This is a genomic window from Pseudomyxococcus flavus, from assembly GCF_050038885.1.
Classification (GTDB): domain Bacteria; phylum Myxococcota; class Myxococcia; order Myxococcales; family Myxococcaceae; genus Myxococcus; species Myxococcus flavus.
The window spans coordinates 6,785,990-6,802,404 of sequence record NZ_CP143624.1 but is presented as its reverse complement, the minus strand read 5'-3'; the positions used below and the strand labels follow the sequence as shown (position 1 = coordinate 6,802,404).

The 16,415-nt window shown below is 70.3% G+C and carries 17 protein-coding genes; 8 read left to right on the top strand and 9 right to left on the bottom strand.

Features of this window, described 5'->3' with window-relative positions; genetic code table 11:
* Positions 1-669 precede the first annotated feature (669 nt).
* The 6 genes from VZL07_RS28595 (at position 670) to VZL07_RS28570 (ending at position 7,098) form a co-directional block, all read left to right on the top strand.
* The gene (locus tag VZL07_RS28595; protein ID WP_426757394.1) at positions 670-1,188 is read left to right on the top strand and encodes an NADH-quinone oxidoreductase subunit C; all 519 of its coding nucleotides are present in this window, start codon (positions 670-672) and stop codon (positions 1,186-1,188) included.
* A gap of 12 nt (positions 1,189-1,200) precedes the next feature.
* Positions 1,201-2,448 carry an NADH dehydrogenase (quinone) subunit D gene (gene nuoD, locus VZL07_RS28590; RefSeq protein ID WP_426751031.1) on the top strand — a complete coding sequence of 416 codons (1,248 nt, stop codon included), beginning with the start codon at positions 1,201-1,203 and terminating at the stop codon, positions 2,446-2,448.
* Positions 2,445-4,328, top strand: a complete 1,884-nt coding sequence (locus VZL07_RS28585) for a 2Fe-2S iron-sulfur cluster-binding protein (protein WP_426751030.1) — start codon at positions 2,445-2,447, stop codon at positions 4,326-4,328. Before nuoD ends, VZL07_RS28585 begins: the two co-directional genes overlap by 4 nt.
* Positions 4,329-4,330: 2 nt before the next feature.
* Entirely contained in the window at positions 4,331-5,776 is a 1,446-nt protein-coding gene (locus VZL07_RS28580) for a complex I subunit 1/NuoH family protein (RefSeq protein WP_426751029.1), read from the top strand.
* A 42-nt stretch (positions 5,777-5,818) separates the two neighbouring features.
* A complete protein-coding gene (locus VZL07_RS28575) occupies positions 5,819-6,580 on the top strand; it encodes a NuoI/complex I 23 kDa subunit family protein (protein ID WP_426751028.1) in 762 nt (253 codons plus the stop codon).
* A gap of 152 nt (positions 6,581-6,732) precedes the next feature.
* On the top strand, positions 6,733-7,098 hold the full coding sequence (locus tag VZL07_RS28570) for a (2Fe-2S) ferredoxin domain-containing protein (protein WP_426751027.1): 366 nt from the start codon (positions 6,733-6,735) through the stop codon (positions 7,096-7,098).
* Between the two features lies 1 nt (position 7,099).
* Here VZL07_RS28570 and VZL07_RS28565 read toward each other — a convergent pair whose 3' ends face one another.
* Entirely contained in the window at positions 7,100-9,637 is a 2,538-nt protein-coding gene (locus tag VZL07_RS28565; protein ID WP_426751026.1) for a CHASE2 domain-containing protein, read from the bottom strand.
* 143 nt (positions 9,638-9,780) lie between these two features.
* On the opposite strand from VZL07_RS28565, the gene VZL07_RS28560 reads away from it, so the two are divergent.
* Entirely contained in the window at positions 9,781-10,629 is an 849-nt protein-coding gene (locus tag VZL07_RS28560; RefSeq protein WP_426751025.1) for a hypothetical protein, read from the top strand.
* Between the two features lie 278 nt (positions 10,630-10,907).
* Here the strand turns inward: VZL07_RS28560 and VZL07_RS28555 are convergent, their stop codons facing one another.
* The 8 genes from VZL07_RS28555 to VZL07_RS28520 all read right to left on the bottom strand — a co-directional run bounded on the left by VZL07_RS28555 (position 10,908) and on the right by VZL07_RS28520 (position 15,116).
* Positions 10,908-11,825, bottom strand: a complete 918-nt coding sequence (locus VZL07_RS28555; protein WP_426751024.1) for a hypothetical protein — start codon at positions 11,823-11,825, stop codon at positions 10,908-10,910.
* A 99-nt stretch (positions 11,826-11,924) separates the two neighbouring features.
* The gene (locus VZL07_RS28550; protein ID WP_426757393.1) at positions 11,925-12,227 is read right to left on the bottom strand and encodes a YtxH domain-containing protein; all 303 of its coding nucleotides are present in this window, start codon (positions 12,225-12,227) and stop codon (positions 11,925-11,927) included.
* 39 nt (positions 12,228-12,266) lie between these two features.
* Complete coding sequence (locus VZL07_RS28545) at positions 12,267-12,701, bottom strand: hypothetical protein (protein ID WP_426751023.1); 435 nt, start codon at positions 12,699-12,701, stop codon at positions 12,267-12,269.
* A gap of 35 nt (positions 12,702-12,736) precedes the next feature.
* A complete protein-coding gene (locus VZL07_RS28540; RefSeq protein WP_426751022.1) occupies positions 12,737-12,937 on the bottom strand; it encodes a hypothetical protein in 201 nt (66 codons plus the stop codon).
* Positions 12,938-12,975: 38 nt separating this feature from the next.
* Positions 12,976-13,197, bottom strand: a complete 222-nt coding sequence (locus VZL07_RS28535; RefSeq protein ID WP_426751021.1) for a DUF3618 domain-containing protein — start codon at positions 13,195-13,197, stop codon at positions 12,976-12,978.
* Positions 13,187-13,648: a phage holin family protein gene (locus tag VZL07_RS28530; protein ID WP_426751020.1), complete on the bottom strand. Its 462-nt coding sequence runs from the start codon at positions 13,646-13,648 to the stop codon at positions 13,187-13,189. Before VZL07_RS28530 ends, VZL07_RS28535 begins: the two co-directional genes overlap by 11 nt.
* 142 nt (positions 13,649-13,790) lie before the next feature.
* Entirely contained in the window at positions 13,791-14,555 is a 765-nt protein-coding gene (locus VZL07_RS28525) for an endonuclease/exonuclease/phosphatase family protein (RefSeq protein ID WP_426751018.1), read from the bottom strand.
* A gap of 33 nt (positions 14,556-14,588) precedes the next feature.
* Positions 14,589-15,116 (bottom strand): hypothetical protein, encoded by a 528-nt coding sequence (locus tag VZL07_RS28520; RefSeq protein WP_426751017.1) that lies wholly within the window; start codon positions 15,114-15,116, stop codon positions 14,589-14,591.
* Between the two features lie 300 nt (positions 15,117-15,416).
* Between VZL07_RS28520 and VZL07_RS28515 the strand changes: the two genes are divergently transcribed.
* The gene (locus VZL07_RS28515) at positions 15,417-16,409 is read left to right on the top strand and encodes a M23 family metallopeptidase (protein ID WP_426751016.1); all 993 of its coding nucleotides are present in this window, start codon (positions 15,417-15,419) and stop codon (positions 16,407-16,409) included.
* Positions 16,410-16,415: the final 6 nt, after the last annotated feature.

The window sequence follows — 16,415 nt, the reverse complement described above, 5'->3', positions numbered from 1 at the left end:
GAAGTGGGTTGGCGCGACCTCGGGGCGACTGGCACGCGACTGCCGGGCATGGACCTCCATCCGCGGCCTGACCGGGAGCATCACCGGACTGGGAGGCAACCCTGGGGCGCAGGTGCCGACACTGGCGCCGCATCCTCCTGGGACGGATGGCGGTGGCTGCCCGCTGGCGCCACGGCGTCTGCTGGACCCGGTCCATGCTGGCCATCATGGGCGCCCCCACCTCGGTGATACTTCTCGCCATCAGTAGTAGACCAACTGCGACGGCAGCCCTCGCTCCCTCGTGGCTCGATCAACGCCCGAACGAAGCCAGCGCACGATACCCACCTCCCGGGCCCACCTCCCGGGCCCACCTCCCGGGCCCACCGCGACCACGGCGCCGAGGCCATCGCCGGGGCCCCGGTGAACCCCGCCTGGTGCCGGTGAGCGGCGGCCGGTGGCTACCTTTGCCCCAGGTGTGGGACAGCCCCAGGCCGTGCGTGCGGCCGGCTGATCCACCCCCTGTCCGGGTCAACGCCCTCCCTTGCGGCGGGCCTGGCGCAACGCCCGCTTCTGGGCCTCCTAAGTGGGCTACATGGTTGAGGGTTTACGTTGACGCACCCGCCGAGGGCTCCTTATAAAGCCGCGGATTCTTCTCCCTTAGTCATTGGGGCCCCCTTGAGCACTTTCGCGTTGGACAGGGTCTCCGCCCAGCTCCCAGAGGCGGTGGCGGATCGCTACGTGGACCGGACCGGAGGCGCCTGGGCCGTCATCCATGCGGACTCGCTCCCGAAGGTCGCCGCGTTCCTGAAGAACGACCCGGAGCTGGAGTTCAAGCTGTTCGGCTCCATCGACGCCGTGGATCGACTGCACCTGGCGGAGAACGACCCTCGCTTCGAGGTCGTCTACTTCCTCTACTCGCTCAAGCGGCACGAGCACGTGCGGCTGAAGGTGCGCGTGAGCGAGGCCAATCCCGTGGTGCCCAGCCTGGTGCCGCTCTTCAAGGGCGCCAACTGGTGGGAGCGCCTGACCTTCGACTTCTACGGCATCCGCTTCGACGGGCACCCGGACCTGCGCCGCATCCTCCTCTACGAGGAGTTCGAGGGGCACCCGCTCCGCAAGGACTACGCCCTGCGCGCCCGGCAGCCGCTCATCCCCGAGCGCCCCATCAAGGACATCTTCCGCGGTCCCGGCACCAGCGGGCTCTCCTGAGCGAGGACATCCATGGCTGACACCCTCAAGCCCGAAGCGCCGAACCCCGACACCGACGCGTACGCCCACGAGTCGGAGCTGGAGGCCCACCTCCAGACCAAGCGGATGGTCATCAACATGGGCCCCTCGCACCCCGCCACGCACGGCACCGTGCGCCTGAAGGTGGAGCTCGAGGGTGAGACCATCGTCAAGATCGACCCCGAGATTGGCTTCCTGCACCGCGGCTTCCAGAAGAGCTGCGAGAACGTCACGTGGACGCAGTGCCTGCCCTACACGGACCGGCTCAACTACCTGTCCGCGATGATGAACAACTTCGGGTTCCTCAACGCCGTGGAGAAGCTCATCGGCCTGGAGATTCCCGAGCGCGCCCAGTACATCCGCGTCATCGGCTCCGAGCTCCACCGCCTGACGGACCACCTGACGTGCGTGGGCGCCACCGGCCTGGAGATGGGCGGCTTCGCGCCGTTCCTCCTCGCCATGGAGTTCCGCGAGCTCATCCATGACCGCACCGCCGAGCTGACGGGCGCGCGCCTCACCACCAGCTTCGGCCGCGTGGGTGGCAGCAACCGCGACCTGCCCGAGGGCTGGATTCCGCGCGTCCACAAGACGCTGGACCAGGGCCTCGCGCTGCTCGACGAGATGGAAGGCCTGCTGACGAACAACCGCATCTTCGTGGACCGCACGAAGGGCACGGGTGTCATCAGCGCCGAGGACGCCATCGACTTCGGCTACACCGGCCCCGCCCTGCGCGCGTGCGGCGTGGACTACGACATCCGCAAGGTGAAGCCGTACTGGGTCTACGACCGGTTCGACTTCGACATCCCGCTGGGCGAGCACGGTGACAACTACGACCGCTACCTCGTCCGGCTCGAGGAGATGCGCCAGTCCATCCGCATCCTCCGCCAGGCCATGGACACCATCCCCGCGGGCCCCATCATTGTGGATGACTGGCGCATCGCGCTGCCGCCCAAGCCCGAGGTCTACGGCACCATCGAAGGCGTGATGTCCCACTTCAAGCTGGTGATGGAGGGCATCCAGGTGCCCGCCGGCGAGGTGTACGACGCCACCGAGGCCTCCAACGGCGAGCTGGGCTGGTACCTGGTGAGCGACGGCCGCGGCCGTCCCTACAAGGTCCACGTGCGCGCGCCGGGCTTCCCGGTGCTCGCGGCGGTCCCGCACATCATCGAAGGCAAGATGCTCGCGGACCTCATCCCTACGTTTGACACCATCAACATGATCGGCGGCGAGGTCGAGCAGTGAGCGACAACGACACGAAGAAGCCCACCGGTGATGCGCAGCCGCCTCCGAAGGGGGCGCCCACGGACACGCCCGCGGCCAAGATTGGCCCCGAGCCGTCCAACCCGCCCGCCGGCGCGAAGCTGGACAACCCGCCCGCCGCCGCCAGCGGCCCGACGGGGACGCCTCCGCCCAAGCCGCCCGCGGGCCCTCCGCCCAAGCCGGCGCCCAAGAACCCGGGGTTCATCACCGCCACCATCGACGGCAAGGAAGTCGTGGTGAAGCCGGGGACGAACATGATCGAGGCGGCCAAGACGGTCGGCTCGGAGATTCCGTACTACTGCTACCACCCGCGCCTCTCCATCGCGGCCAACTGCCGCATCTGCCTCATCGAGGCGTCGAACGCGCCCAAGCTGGTGCCCGCGTGCCAGACGCCGCTCGCCGAGGGCGTGGCCATCAAGACCACCACGCCGAAGGTGAAGGAGCAGCAGCGCGCGGTGATGGAGTTCCTGCTGCTGAACCACCCGGTCGACTGCTCCATCTGCGACCAGGCCGGTGAGTGCAAGCTGCAGGACTACTACATGAAGTACGACTACCGGCCCTCGCGCCTGGAGGGCACCAAGGCCCTCAAGAACAAGCGCAAGGTGCTGGGGCCCCGCGTCGTGCTGGACCAGGAGCGCTGCATCATGTGCACCCGCTGCGTGCGCGTGATGAACGAGGTGGCCAAGGAGCCGCAGCTCGGCGTGTTCGGCCGCGGCAGCCACGAGCGCATCGACGTGTTCCCGGGCAGCGAGCTGAGCAGCAACTACTCGCTCAACACCGTGGACGTGTGCCCGGTGGGCGCGCTGCTCAGCCGCGACTTCCGCTTCAAGGCGCGCGCGTGGTTCCTGTCCGCCACCCCGTCGGTGTGCACCGGCTGCTCGCGCGGCTGCACCACCTACGTGGACTGGATGTCGCAGGACTCGTACCGCTACCGCCCGCGGGAGAACGAGGCCATCAACAAGAGCTGGATGTGCGACGAGGGCCGGCTCTCCTACAAGTACCTGAACCTGGGCCGCGTGCTGCTGCCGCAGGTGGGCCGCCGCGCGGGCCGCGCCGGTGAGGCCGAGCCCGTCACCACCCGCAAGGAGGCGGTGCAGGCCGCCGCCAAGGCGCTCCGCCCGCTGGTGGGCAGCAAGCAGCTCGCCGTGCTGGCCTCGCCCCTGGCCTCCAACGAGGACCTGCTGGCGGGCCTGAGCTTCGCCAAGGCCACGCTGGGCGTGTCCACCGTGTACGTGGGCGGCCGCGCTCCGGGCGCCGCCGACCACTTCCTGATGACGGCGGACAAGAACCCCAACCGCAAGGGCCTGGAGCTCATCGCGAAGGGGCTGGGCCTGAAGCTGGAGACCTTCGACGCGCTCACCACCGCGCTGAAGGCGGGCACGGTGAAGGCGCTCTACGCCATCGGCACCGAGGTGCCGGGCAACGTGGACGCCTTCGCGGAGGCCGCCGGCCGGCTCGAGGTCTTCGTGGCGCAGGCCTTCACCGAGTCCGCCGTCACCGCGCAGGCCACGGTGCTGCTGCCGGCCTCCGTGCACGTCGAGGACGAAGGCTCGTTCGTCCAGCAGGACGGCATCATCCAGCGCTTCCGCAAGGCGTACCCGCCCAAGGGCGACGTCGTCCCCGGCTGGGAGTGGATCCGGGAGCTGACGCGTGAGCTGGGCGGCGAGGCCCCTGCCTGGAAGTACGCGCGCGATGTGTGGCGCGAGCTGGCTGGCAAGGTGGCCGAGTTCGCGGAGTTCAATTGGGACAAGGCGTCTCCGGCGGACCGGGAGAAGCCGGGCATCAATCCGCTGCCGGCAGGTGCCGACGGTCGCCCCGCCGGGTACCGTGAGTTCGGCACGCCTCGGGTGAGGGGTATCTAGTCATGAGCCGCGTACTGACGATTCTCGTCGCCATGGTCACCATCGTCGTCCTGATGGCGGGTGGCATGGCGTCCGCCTACCTCGTGGGTGGGCTGGTGGAGGAGCACTGGTTCACCGGCGCGAGCCGGCTGACCAACGTGGTGTTCCTCGTGCTCATCTTCGTGATGGTCATCGCCACGCTGCTGACCATGGCGGAGCGCAAGTGGAGCGCGTTCATCCAGGACCGCATGGGTCCCAACCGCGCGCGCATCGCCCTTCCTGGCCTGAAGAACCGCTCGCTGGGCGGCCTCCCGCACATCCTCACGGACGTGCTGAAGATGCTGACCAAGGAGGACGTGATTCCGGCCGCGGCCAACCGGTTCATGTTCAACCTGGGCCCCATCCTCGCCTTCGCGCCGACCTTCGCGCTGTTCGCCGTGGTGCCCGCGGGCCCGTCGGTGAGCGTGTTCGGCCACAAGGTGGACATGGTGGTGGCCACGCCGGACTTCGGCATCCTCTACGTGCTCGCCATCGCCTCGCTGGCCGTCTATGGCACCGCGCTGGCCGGCTGGGCCTCCAACAACAAGTTCGCGCTGCTGGGCGGCGTGCGCGCCACCTCGCAGATGATCTCCTACGAGGTCGCGCTCGGCCTGTCCCTGGTCGGCCTGTTCCTGACCTTCTCCTCGGTGCAGTTCCCCGCCATCATCGGTGACATCGGCAACGCGCTGGTCGGCGGCACCGGCCAGGCGCAGTACCTGTGGCGCACCGACGGCGCCTTCGACCTGGGCCTGCCCGCGTGGGGCATCATCATCCAGCCGCTGGGCTTCCTGCTCTTCTTCGCCGCGTCCTTCGCGGAGACCAAGCGCGCCCCGTTCGACCTTCCGGAAGGCGAGTCCGAAATCATCGGCTACTTCGTCGAGTACTCCGGCATGAAGTTCGGCCTCTTCATGATCTCCGAGTTCGTGGAGGTCGTGGTGCTCGCCGGCGTGACGACGGCGCTGTTCTTCGGCGGCTACCACCTGCCCTTCGGCAACGAGTGGCTGGCCAACCTGCCCATCATGCAGGAGCACGGCTGGCTGCTGGGCACCATCCTGGGCACGGTGTTCTGGCTGAAGGTGCTGTTCCTCATCTGGGTGCAGCTGCTCATCCGCTGGACCTTCCCCCGCTTCCGCTACGACCAGATTCAGTCCCTGGGCTGGAAGATTCTCCTCCCCATCGGCCTGGTGAACGTGTTCGCGACCGGTGCGCTGGTCCTCTGGGATCCCTCCCTGCGGGCGCTGGCCGTCCTGGGCCTGCTGGAGATTGGCTTGCTCCTGGTGCTGACCACGACCCAGAAAGCCTCAGCGGACGTCGTGGCGCATGGGGCGCACGGCGGCCATGGTCATGACCACGGACACGGACACGCCGGGCACGGTGCCCATGACCTGCCGACGCACGCCCACAGCGTAGCCCCGGCCTCCACCCACTAGGCCGCACCTTTCGGCCCCAGCATCCGGGAATCGAGAACCATCATGGCCTACAAGGTAAGCAAGGACCCTCGCACGGACATCCGCGAGCGGACCTATGTGCCCAACCTGCTGCGCGGCTTGGGCATCACCGCGAAGCACTTCCTCCGCAACCTCTTCGGGACGCGTGACACCAACACGCAGGTGGTGGACCGCACCGGCACCAGCCTGATGACGACGGTGGCGTACCCCGAGGAGAAGCCCATCTACCCCGAGGGCTACCGCGGGCTGCACCGCCTGGTTCCGCGCGAGGACGGCAAGCCGCGCTGCGTGGCCTGCTACATGTGCGCCACCATCTGCCCGGCGCAGTGCATCTACATCGAGGCGGGCGAGTACGGGGAGGACGGCGGTGACGCCGAGGACCGCGTCATCGAGAAGTACCCCACCCAGTTCGTCATCGACGAGCTGCGGTGCATCGTGTGCGGTCTCTGCGTGGACGCGTGCCCCAAGGACGCCATCCGCATGGACACCTACATGCACACGCCGCCCGAGTACACGCGGCAGAACTTCGTCTACGACATCCCGAAGCTGCTCAAGGGCGCGCCGGTGTCCCACCCGTCGGACCCGTGGAACAAGCGCGAGAGCTCCGCGGAGCCGCACCACGTCCACAAGGAGGCCCACACGCGCATCGGCGAGGGCCTCGTGGAGCTGAAGCTGCCTCACGGCGACCACGGCCATGACAAGGCCCTTCCCGCGACCGCCCACGGCGGCCACCAGGCGGTCGTCACGCAGCAAGGCCCCATCCAGGTGACCAAGTTCATCAAGTGAATCCAGATTCCCTGTGAGGGCCGTAGGGGCCCCACCAGGATTCCCGGCCCGCCCTCCCGCGTTGATTCGCGGAAGGCGGGCCGGCGCTTTTTCAGGGGGCTGGTGGTGAGGATGAAGCTCTTCAATACGCTTGATGGCCAGGGGACGCCGCCTTGAAGCGCTACCGCCTGTCGGTGTGCAAGGGCTCCAGCTGCAAGGCGGGCGGCGCGGACGCCGTCTACGCCGAGGCCAGGGATGCGCTGTCGGGCCAGGGGCTGGTGCCTCGCTGTGAGCTGTACCGCGGCGGCTGCTACGGCTTCTGCCACATGGGGCCCAATGTCGTCGTGCGCGAGGACACGGGCCGAAAGAGAGATCCGCTCTCCCCGGAGGACTACCAGCTCATGGGGTGGCCGGGTGAGGTGTACTACTCGGCGATGACGCCAGAGAAGATGCGCCGCGTGGTGGCGGAGCACATCGCGAAGGACGCCCCCGTGAAGGAGCTCTTCGGCCAGCCGGACTCGGACGCCGGCGAGGAGTGACTCACGCCGCCTCGGCCGAGGGCCCGCCCTCCTCCACGCCGTGCGCGCCGTCCCAATCCGCCGGCGGCGGCGTGACGAGGAAGCGGGCGCAGCGTCCCACGTAGAGCGCCGCGACGGCGTCCTGGAACTCGTGCGAGGCCCGCTCGAAGAGCGCGTGCGCCTCCGCGAAGCGCCGCTGGTGATAGGCCGTGAAGGCCTGCTCGTGGAGCGCGAGCTGCTCCTGCATGCGCGGGGTGAGCTCTCCGCGGCGCGCCACCAGCTCATGCACGCGCACCGGCTGCGCGCGCCCCTTGAAGCGCACGTGGTCCACCACGCGGAAGACGTAGCTGCCGCTCGCGAGCTGCGCGGTGGTGTCACCCGCCAGCACGTAGGTGCCGTACACCTTGTTGATGGCCTCCAGGCGCGCCGCCAGCCCCACCGCGTCTCCGAGCACGGTGTAGTTGGACTTCATGTCGCCGCCCAGGTCGCCCACCACCAGCTCGCCGGTGTCCACCGCGGCGCGGAAGGTCAGGCGGTGGCCGTACTTCTTCTCCCAGGCGGCCTGACGCTCGGCCAGCACCTCGCGCATCTTCAGCGCGGCCTCGCAGGCCAGGTGCGCGTGGCGGTCCGTGCGCACCGGCGCGCCCCAGAAGGCCATCACCGAGTCGCCGATGTACTTGTCCACCTGCCCCGCCGTGGCGCGCACCACCGCGGAGATTTCCGTGAGGTACTCGTTGAAGAGGGCCACGAGCTGCTCGGGCGGCAGGCCCTCCGACAGGCGCGTGAAGCCCTCGATGTCGCAGATGTACACGGACATCTGCCTGCGCTCGGGGCGCATCAGGCTCAAATCCCGCGCCACCAGCCGCGCCACGTCCGGGCTGACGTAGCGGCCGAGCGCGTTGTGGACGAAGTCGCGAATCTGCCGCTCCGTGCCATAGGCGTACCGGATGGTGACGACGAAGGCGCCCACCATGGCCAGCAGCGGCCCCGCCATGGCGACCCAGAGGCGTTGCTCCACGAAGACGTAGGCCGCCCCGAAGGTGTAGGCCGTGCCCGCGGCCACCAGGAACCCCACGTAGAGCACGGCCCCGCGCACCGAGCGCAGCAGGAAGCTGAGCGACAGCGCGAGGAAGGCACCCACGAAGGCCAGGCCCACGGTGAGCAGCAGGTCCAGGTCCGGCGAGGCGCGGGTGATGCCATCCGAGCGGAGGATGTTGGCCAGCGCCTGGCCCAGGATTGCGCCCCCCGGCGTCTCCGCGCCAATGGGCGTGGCGCGCACGTGCCCGGACTCTCCCGACGTCCGCGTGAGGACGACGGTGCGGCCCTCCAGGTCGTTCTCGAAGCGCGCGGGGCGCTCATCCGCGACGTCGAAGACGTTGAGGAGCACGTTCCACGCGCGGATGGAGCGGGCCAGGGAGCCACGCGAGCCCCGGCCCGCATTGGGCGCGTCCCAGCGCAGGAGGCTGAGGCCCGAGGCGCTCATGGGAAAGGCGTACTGGTCGCCCACATGCAACTTGCCGTCCGCATAGCGGAGGGTGCGCGTCCCGGCCAGCCGCATGGCCGCGGCCAGCGGCAACGACGGCAGGATGTAGCGCTTGCCGCGCACGGTGTAGCTCACGAGGTGGGGAATGGCGCGCACCTGTCCGTCCGGGTCCGCCAGGAGCGTGGACGCACCGAAGCCACTGCCCGCGCCCAGCAGCGGCACCACGGGGTGCTGGAGCTGGCGCAGCTCGATGAGCTCCGCCGCGTCCAGCCCCTCCACCTCCACCGCCGCCAGCGCGACGAAGAGCTCGGTGGGCCCCACGCGGTGGCTGTCATCCGCGGCGCGGCGCTCCTCGAGGATGGGCGCCGTGGCCCCCAGGCGCGCCCCCAGCGCCTTGCCGTCCGCGTCGTCCGACACCCCACCCCACACCTCCACCTGGCTACCGGCGGGGAGGATGAAGGCGGGACGCTGCGCCGCGAGCACGGCCTGCGCCCGGGCATAGGCGTCCTCGGGCGTGTCATAGACGCCCAGCCGCACGCGGTAGGGCCAGAGCCGGCTGGCTGGCGGCAAAACGCGCGGGCCATGCGACTCCCAGGTGAACGCAAGCAGCGCGCGCCCCGGGTCCTGCTGCAACAGCGCGGCGAAGGCGGCGTCGTCACAGGACGGCACCTGGGGCGACGGGGACGCCCCGGCGCAGGCATTGGGGCTGAGGTCCGTGAAGGGCAGGTCCACGAGGACCAGCAGCGCGCCCTCCTGCACCAGCCGGTGCACCAGCCGCCCCACGAGCTGGCGGGGCCAGGGCTGCGTCGCCACGCCGGGCCGGACGTCCTGCCGCGCCTCGGCGAGCGTCTCATCGTCGATGGCGATGACCACGGCCTCGTCCGGACGCTCGGAGCGCTCCCCGAGCACCTGCACGCGCCAGTCGTAGGTGACGCGTTCCCAGCCTTCCAGCCAGCCCTGCACGGCATCCACCGCCGCCGAGGGAACCCACGCCGCCGTCGCGTCCCTGGGCACCACGATGCCCGAGGGGCGCAGGTACACGAGCAGCCCCAGCACTCCGCCGAAGAGGAGGGCCATCAACAGGGAGACGCCAAGCCGCTTCAGGAAGCGCCGGCCTGCGGAGTGAACGCGGTGACCTTGCACGGGTGGACCGGAGGATACCCCGAGACAGGCCCGCGCGAGGGCGTCCTTCCGCGCATGCCTGTTATGCTCGCGGCCCCATGAAACGCCTCCTGGTGTCCGCGGCGGTCGCCGCCTCCTCTCTCGCCCTCCAGGCCTGCGACCTGGAGCAGCTCACCGCCGACCACGTCATGGTGGGCACCTTGCTCTCGACGCCGGAGGTCGAGGTCTCCGCCTCCGCGCTGGCGGGCTTCGACGCGGGCACCTTCCCCGACGGAGGTGATGTCCTCGCCCTGCCCGCCCAGACGGCCGCCGTCATCTTCTTCGGCAGCCGGACGGGGGAGAACTCGCAGCCCTCGGGCCTGTCGGGCGCCACCGTCACGGTGCAGCCGGTGGGCGGCCAGGCCACGACGCTCACCGACGAGGGCTCCGGCAACTATGGCCGCTCCAGCGTGGGCGCGTCCGACTTCGAGTACCAGCCCGGCGCCACGTACCAGTTCATCGCCACCCGGGGAGGCAAGCGCTACGTGGGCCAAGTGGACAACGCGCCGATGCGGGAGACCATCGCCGCGCTCCATCCGCCCGAGGGCTTCCTCCGCATCGACGCGCGCACGCCCCTGTCCTTCGACCGGCCCGCGCCCCCGGCGAACGCGGACCGCACGCTGGGCTTCGTCACGGTGGTGCCGCTGAGCGCGGAGGGCGCGCAGGGCGAGCCGACGTACACCAACCTCCCGTCGACGCCGCTCCAGCTCCTCCAGTTGGTGGGGCTGCCGGGGCCGTACCGCGAGGCACGGGTGACGATTCCGGGGGACGCCTTCCCTGAGCGCGAGCAGACCTACCTCGTCATGTTCCACGCCGTGCGCATGGGCGGCGCCGAGTCCGACAACCTGTTCCTGGGAAGCGCGCTGCTCGCGGGCACCGCCGAAGTGGGCGTGGTGCGCACGCGCTAAGGCTCCGCGCTCCGGCGGGCCCGTCCCCGTCCGCCGGAGGCGCGGGTCGCCCACTCCGTGGCTTGAGGCACGGACTCAGTGTTCCGTGCGATGCGCCGCGCGCCCACCTACGGGCCGGCCGCAGCTCCACGAGCCGAGCGGTCCGCTCCGATGCCGGACATGACGGAGCCCGACCCGCCGCACCGCAGCGCCCCCGCGACGCGGTGGGCCTCGGCGCGGCCGGGCGGAATCCACCACTTCCAACGCCCCTCCCGTTCGCGGCGCCGCTGACGCGCGGCTCAGCCCACTTCGATGTCCAGCCCGATGCGCCCCTCCAGCTTGAGACGCAGCAGGTAGCCCGCGAAGCGCTCCGACTCGTCGCGGGAGAGGATGTTGCGGAAGGTTGAGCCATCCGCGACCTCCACCTCCAGCACCGCACCGCGCTGAAGCAGGCGGAAGAAGTCCTCGCCCCCGGACGGCTTCGGCACGAACACGGGCAGGAAGCCCTTCAACGGCAGCACCTCCCCTGCCCCGCGCACCCGCGCCTCCAGCGCCGCCGCGTCCGGGCGCACCGCCTCCGGCGCCACGTCCTCGTCCGCATAGAGCGGCGCGGGGGGCAGAGACACGTCCTCGGTGGAGTCATCCAGCAGGAAGCCGTGCCGCGACGGAATCCGCCCGGTGAGCAGGAAGCACAGCAGCACCGGCGTGTCCCCGGACACGCGTGACAGGTGCAGGATGGAGCGCTCCGCCCCCAACCGGCGCAGCATCAGCGTCAACGCCGGCCGGCTCGCGCCCAGGTAGCGCTGGACGCGGTCCTTCAGCGTGGCGCGAATCTCCGCGAAGGCCTCCGCATGCCGCGCCTCGCTCTCCGCTTCCCGCTGGGCCAGCGCCTCGCGCGCCTGGGTGAGCTTCGCTTCCGCGTCGCGCAGGAAGTCATCCGCGGGAGCCGCCCCGGCCACCAGCCCCGGCTCCGAGCCCGCCGGCGGCGCCAACCCCGCGGCGCGCACCGCGCCCAGCAGGAAGGAGCCCTGCTGCTCCAGCCGCTCGCGCTCCTCCCGGAAGCGCAGGCGCGACGCGGCCAGTTCCAGCTTCAGCTCCAGCCACGCCTCGTAGCCCGACTCCAGCGTCTCCAGCGCGCGCAGCCGCGCCAGCGCCGCGTCCGGGCCCCCGGCCTCACCGGGGCGCTTCACCAACCCACCCTGCGTCGTGTCACTCACGGGCCATGAGTCTACCCGCCCGGAAACGAGAAGGCCCCCACCCGCGACCGTCACCGGCGCGAATGGAGGCCCTCTGCCCTGCGCGGCAGGCGCCGCGAATCAGGCGGTGCGCGACACGGTGCCCTGCGGCCCGGTCTGCGCCTGGGAGCCCTCGCTGGAGCGGCCCACGGCGTTGGACAGGTACTCCTGGCCGCTCTGCAGCCGCTGACGGAGGTCGTCACGCAGCTGGTTGCCCGGCTTGGGCGCCAGCAGCAGGCCCAGGCCCGCGCCCACCAGGATGCCGGCGGCGAAGGCGCCCACGACGGGCAGCAGCGTGTCCACCGCGTCCCGGCGCGTCTCCAGGCCCACCAGGTGCAGCAGGTCGTCCTTGTCCAGCTTCTTGAGGTTGTTGAAGTTCACGATTTGCGACTCCAGGGGTTTGGGGGTGGAGGAATGCCCGGCCTAGTACGTCGGCGGGCGAGGAGTGCCTGCGGAGGTCGCGTTCGCCGAGGCAGCGCCCTCGGACCCCGCGCCGGCGATGCCACGACCTGTCTGATATCCCTGGAAGGCCGCTTCCGCCATGCCCAACAGCTCGTCCTTGACCAGGGGCAGCGCCGCCAGGCGCACGCCCAGGCGGAGGATACGCGCCGTCAGCGGCGTGAAGAGTCCGCCCCCCAGCAGATAGCCGACGCCCACCGCCGCCGCCATCATCCCATACGGGTTGCGCTGCACGCGCCCCCGCAGGTCCAGGGTCTGCCCCAAGTCCTCCACCGCGCCGCGCGCGTCGGACCAGAGCTGTTGTGCCTCACTGCCAATGTGGTCCACGCGCTGCCCGAAACCGCCGCCCTGCGGGTCCTGCGGCGAGCCGTTGCCCGATGCACCTGGAAACGTCGTCATGCGTTCACCCTCTCGTGTGGTTCCAGCGCGTCCGCTCAGCGGCGCGAGGCAATGCGTCCGACGAGGAAGCCCACGGCCACCGCGCCCAGCAGGCACGTGCCCGGGTTGGCGCGGATGAAGCTCACCACGCGCTCGTTCAGGTCCACGAGGTTCTGGCGAGCCTCGCCGATTTGCGGGACCACGCGGTCCTGGAACTGACGAGCCCTGTCGGCCATCTGCTGCGGATTCATCTCCATCGACGCCATCTCCTGATTGGGGGGTGCTACGAAAGTCGTCAGTCGCGCGAGCCCAGCCACAAGCCCACGGCGAACGCGGCGCCCAGGCTCACGTAGGGGTGGCGATGCACCCACTGGCGCCAGTCGGTGGCCACCGCCACTTCTTCGCGCAGGGCGCTCACGGAGGTGGCCAGCTCGGCGCGCGTGCGCTCGATTTCGGCGCGCAGCTCCGCGCTGCTGCGGGGGCTGTAGGCCTTGGACTGTCCATTGCTACCGGCCATTCTGGGGCTCCTTGAAGAGTTCACGGCTCGCGCCCTGCAGCCCATTCACGGGCGCGCTGGGAGCGGCGCTGGTGAGCGCGGCCACGCTGAGCGAAAGCTGCTGCGAAGTGTCGTCCATCATCCGGCGCGCCTTCAGCCGGTTCACCGCCCAGAGCGCACCGCCCACGCCGCCCGCGAGGTTCAACACGCCGATGCCGGCCAGCGCGCCGGACCACCCCAGCCACGTGGACAACCACGCCGCCAGCGCCGCGCACACGAAGCCGTAGCCCACGAGGATGAAGGGCACGAAGGCCGCAATCATCGCCACGTCCAGGCCCGTGGCCTTCACGTCCTCGGCCAGCTCCATGCGCGCCAGCTGCAGGTGCTGCGTCACCAGCCGGCTGAAGCCATCGGCCATGCGCCCGACGAGCGCGGAGATACCGCGCTCGGTCTGTTCACTCCCCACGTGCATGCGCTCTCCGGCCGACGCGTACGGCCTCACAGGTGCGGGCCAACCTAGGCATGCACCTGCTCCGCGACAACCACGTCACGGTGTTTTTGTCCGGCACGCGTAAGCGTCGGCCAGTGAACGCGCGCCAGCTCATCCGTCCAGTCTAGCCGATGAGCTGCACCGGAGGAGAGACCAGAGGCGCCACGGCGATGGGCGCCTCGAAGCGCAGCACGAGCGGCAGGTGGTCAGATGCCAGCCGGCTCAGGGGCGTGCGGTGCGGATGGATGGCCAGGGGACGCACGCCCGCGTCCACGAAGATACGGTCCAGGCGCAGCATGGGCAGGCGCGTCGGGTATGTCCGCGCGGGCTCGCCGAGCTCCAGCGCCGCGTCATGGATGGCCTGTCGCACCAGCGACGGCACCGGACCATTCCCCCAATAGTTGAAATCGCCACACACCACCAAGGGGGCCTTGCGCGCCGCATCGCGGAGGATGTCCGACGACAGGAGCAGCGCCTCCTGCCTGCGCCGCTCGCCCCACCACAGGCCCAGGTGGAGCGAGAAGACGTGGAGCTGCAGTCCACCGCCCAGGTCCAGGTCGCACCGCAGCGCCCCACGAGGCTCCCGGCGCCTCACGCTCAAGTCGTAGTTCTTCGACTTGAGGATGGGCAGCCGGGAGAGGATGGCGTTGCCGTAGCGACGGCCGTTGCGCACGACGTTGGGCCCGAAGGCCATGTGCAGCCCGAGCATGTCCGCCAGGTGCTCGGGCTGGTCCTCCCGCGGCGTCACGGCGCGGAAGTCCCCCACCTCCTGAAGGGCGATGATGTCCGCGTCCACCTCGCGGAGCACCTCGCCCACGCGGCCCAGGTCGAAGCGGCCGTCCGTCCCGATGCCGCTATGGATGTTGTACGAAACGAGCCTCAGCTCCACGCGTGTCGTCCATCCCTTCAGGACCTCAGGACCTCAGGACAACGGCAGGATGCGGCCCGCGGCCATGCGGACGACGGTGACAGGCAGCCGGATGAGCCGGGACACGGCCTTGATGGCGTCCCCCAGGCCGCCGCGCAGCGCCTGGAGCTGATGCTGCGCCTCATCGCGAATCTCCGGCATCCGCGCGCGCTGAGGAGGCTGCTCGCGCGTGGGCGGCAGCGCGCCAATCGGCGTCGTGCCCCCGACAACGGGCGCCGCCTCCCGCTTCTTCGCCGTGCGCGCGCCAGGCTTGGGGCCCGTGAAGCCAGGCCCGTGCGAGAACTTGGCATCCGGCTCGGGGCGCGCCAGCTCCTCGAGCTGCGCCTCCATCTGATGCGCGACGTAGAGCTCTTCCGTCTCCGCGAAGCGCTTGCCGTAGTGCACGCCCTCATGGCTCTCCATGGCCTCGGGATGGGCCCGGGAACCGGCCAGCCGCGCCTTGTCCTGCCGACGCAGACTTCGTTTTTGCGCCGGCAGCGTCTTTGGGACCTGGTAGTGGTCAAAGCTATAGGGACGAGGCATCCGCAAATCTCCCATTCATCGAGTCCGTTCAGAAGCTAGGAAGCCCCCAGTCCCTCGGGTACGCCTTGACGCGATTGGCCCTGCCTGGACGCCTGCCCTTCGACCGGGCAGCCACGGTGAAGCCCGGATGCCACGTCCAAGTGCCGACAAACTCTGGGCTCCGCGCCACCGTCAGGTCGCGAGCAACCCTCATCCCACCCAGGCGGCGAGACGAGCGCTTTCGGGCATTGGAGCAAGCGTGCGGCGGATCAGCGCCATACCCCGGGAAGAGTTGCGCGAGACGTGGTGTAAAAACGGCCCATGCCTTCGCTCGCTCCTGGCCGGATTGATTCCAAGTCCTCCTTCCTGCTGCTCGCCCTGCTCGTCCTCGGAGCGAAGGCGGGAGCGGCCGAAAACGCGGCCATCCCCGCCCCCACGGAGACCGGGCGGGCCGCCGTCGAGACCTCGCCGCAGCTGACGCTCCAGCCCAGCACGGCCAAGCCCGGGGACCCGGTGCTGGTGACAGTGCGCGGCGTGACGGCGCCTCCCACCGGGACGCTGGCGGGGCGCGCGCTGCGCTTCTTCCCGTGGGGTGACGGCTATCTGGCGGTGACGGGCCTGCCGGTGGAGCTGACGCCCGGCGCCGCGCAGGTGACGGCCATGGGCCCCGTCACGCCCGGGGCTCCGCAGGTGGAGCTGACGGGCACGCTGGACGTCGTGGAGCCCGGCTACCCGTCGCGCGAGCTGCGCGTGGCCGGCAAGTACGTGAAGCCGCCAGCGGCGGTGCGCAAGCGCATGGCCGCGGACCGGCGCGCCTTCGCCGAGGCCTTCGCGCAGCCGTTCACCCCGCCGCACTTCGCGCAGAACTTCGCGTGGCCCCGGCAGGACCGCATCACCGCGCCCTTCGGCGACCGCCGCACCTTCAACGGCAAGCTGTCCAGCCAGCACTTCGGCGTGGACATCGACGGAGACCCGGGCACGCCGGTGCAGGCCGCCAATGACGGCACGGTGGTGATGGCGCGCAACAACTATGCGGCGGGCAACACGGTGCTGGTGCACCACGGCGCGGGCCTCTACACGGCGTACTTCCACCTGTCCCGCATCGGCGTGAAGCTGGGTGAGACGGTGAAGCAGGGCCAGGAGCTGGGCCGGGTGGGCAGCACCGGCCGCGTCACCGGACCGCACCTCCACTGGGGCGTGAAGGTGGACGGGCTGTGGGTGGACGGAGAGAGCCTGCTGAAGATGGACTTCTTCCCGCACCTGCCGGAAAGCGTGGCCCGGGGCGGTACCACCACCCGGCTGGACACGCCGTAGCCGCCG

Coding starts and splice junctions, on each gene's coding strand:
- nuoD (WP_426751031.1), top strand. CDS start 1,201: ATGGCTGACACCCTCAAGCCCGAAGCGCCGAACCCCGACACCGACGCG.
- VZL07_RS28580 (WP_426751029.1), top strand. CDS start 4,331: ATGAGCCGCGTACTGACGATTCTCGTCGCCATGGTCACCATCGTCGTC.
- VZL07_RS28575 (WP_426751028.1), top strand. CDS start 5,819: ATGGCCTACAAGGTAAGCAAGGACCCTCGCACGGACATCCGCGAGCGG.
- VZL07_RS28565 (WP_426751026.1), bottom strand. CDS start 9,637: ATGGCCCTCCTCTTCGGCGGAGTGCTGGGGCTGCTCGTGTACCTGCGC.
- VZL07_RS28560 (WP_426751025.1), top strand. CDS start 9,781: ATGAAACGCCTCCTGGTGTCCGCGGCGGTCGCCGCCTCCTCTCTCGCC.
- VZL07_RS28545 (WP_426751023.1), bottom strand. CDS start 12,701: ATGACGACGTTTCCAGGTGCATCGGGCAACGGCTCGCCGCAGGACCCG.
- VZL07_RS28540 (WP_426751022.1), bottom strand. CDS start 12,937: ATGGAGATGAATCCGCAGCAGATGGCCGACAGGGCTCGTCAGTTCCAG.
- VZL07_RS28535 (WP_426751021.1), bottom strand. CDS start 13,197: ATGGCCGGTAGCAATGGACAGTCCAAGGCCTACAGCCCCCGCAGCAGC.
- VZL07_RS28530 (WP_426751020.1), bottom strand. CDS start 13,648: ATGCACGTGGGGAGTGAACAGACCGAGCGCGGTATCTCCGCGCTCGTC.
- VZL07_RS28520 (WP_426751017.1), bottom strand. CDS start 15,116: ATGCCTCGTCCCTATAGCTTTGACCACTACCAGGTCCCAAAGACGCTG.
- VZL07_RS28515 (WP_426751016.1), top strand. CDS start 15,417: ATGCCTTCGCTCGCTCCTGGCCGGATTGATTCCAAGTCCTCCTTCCTG.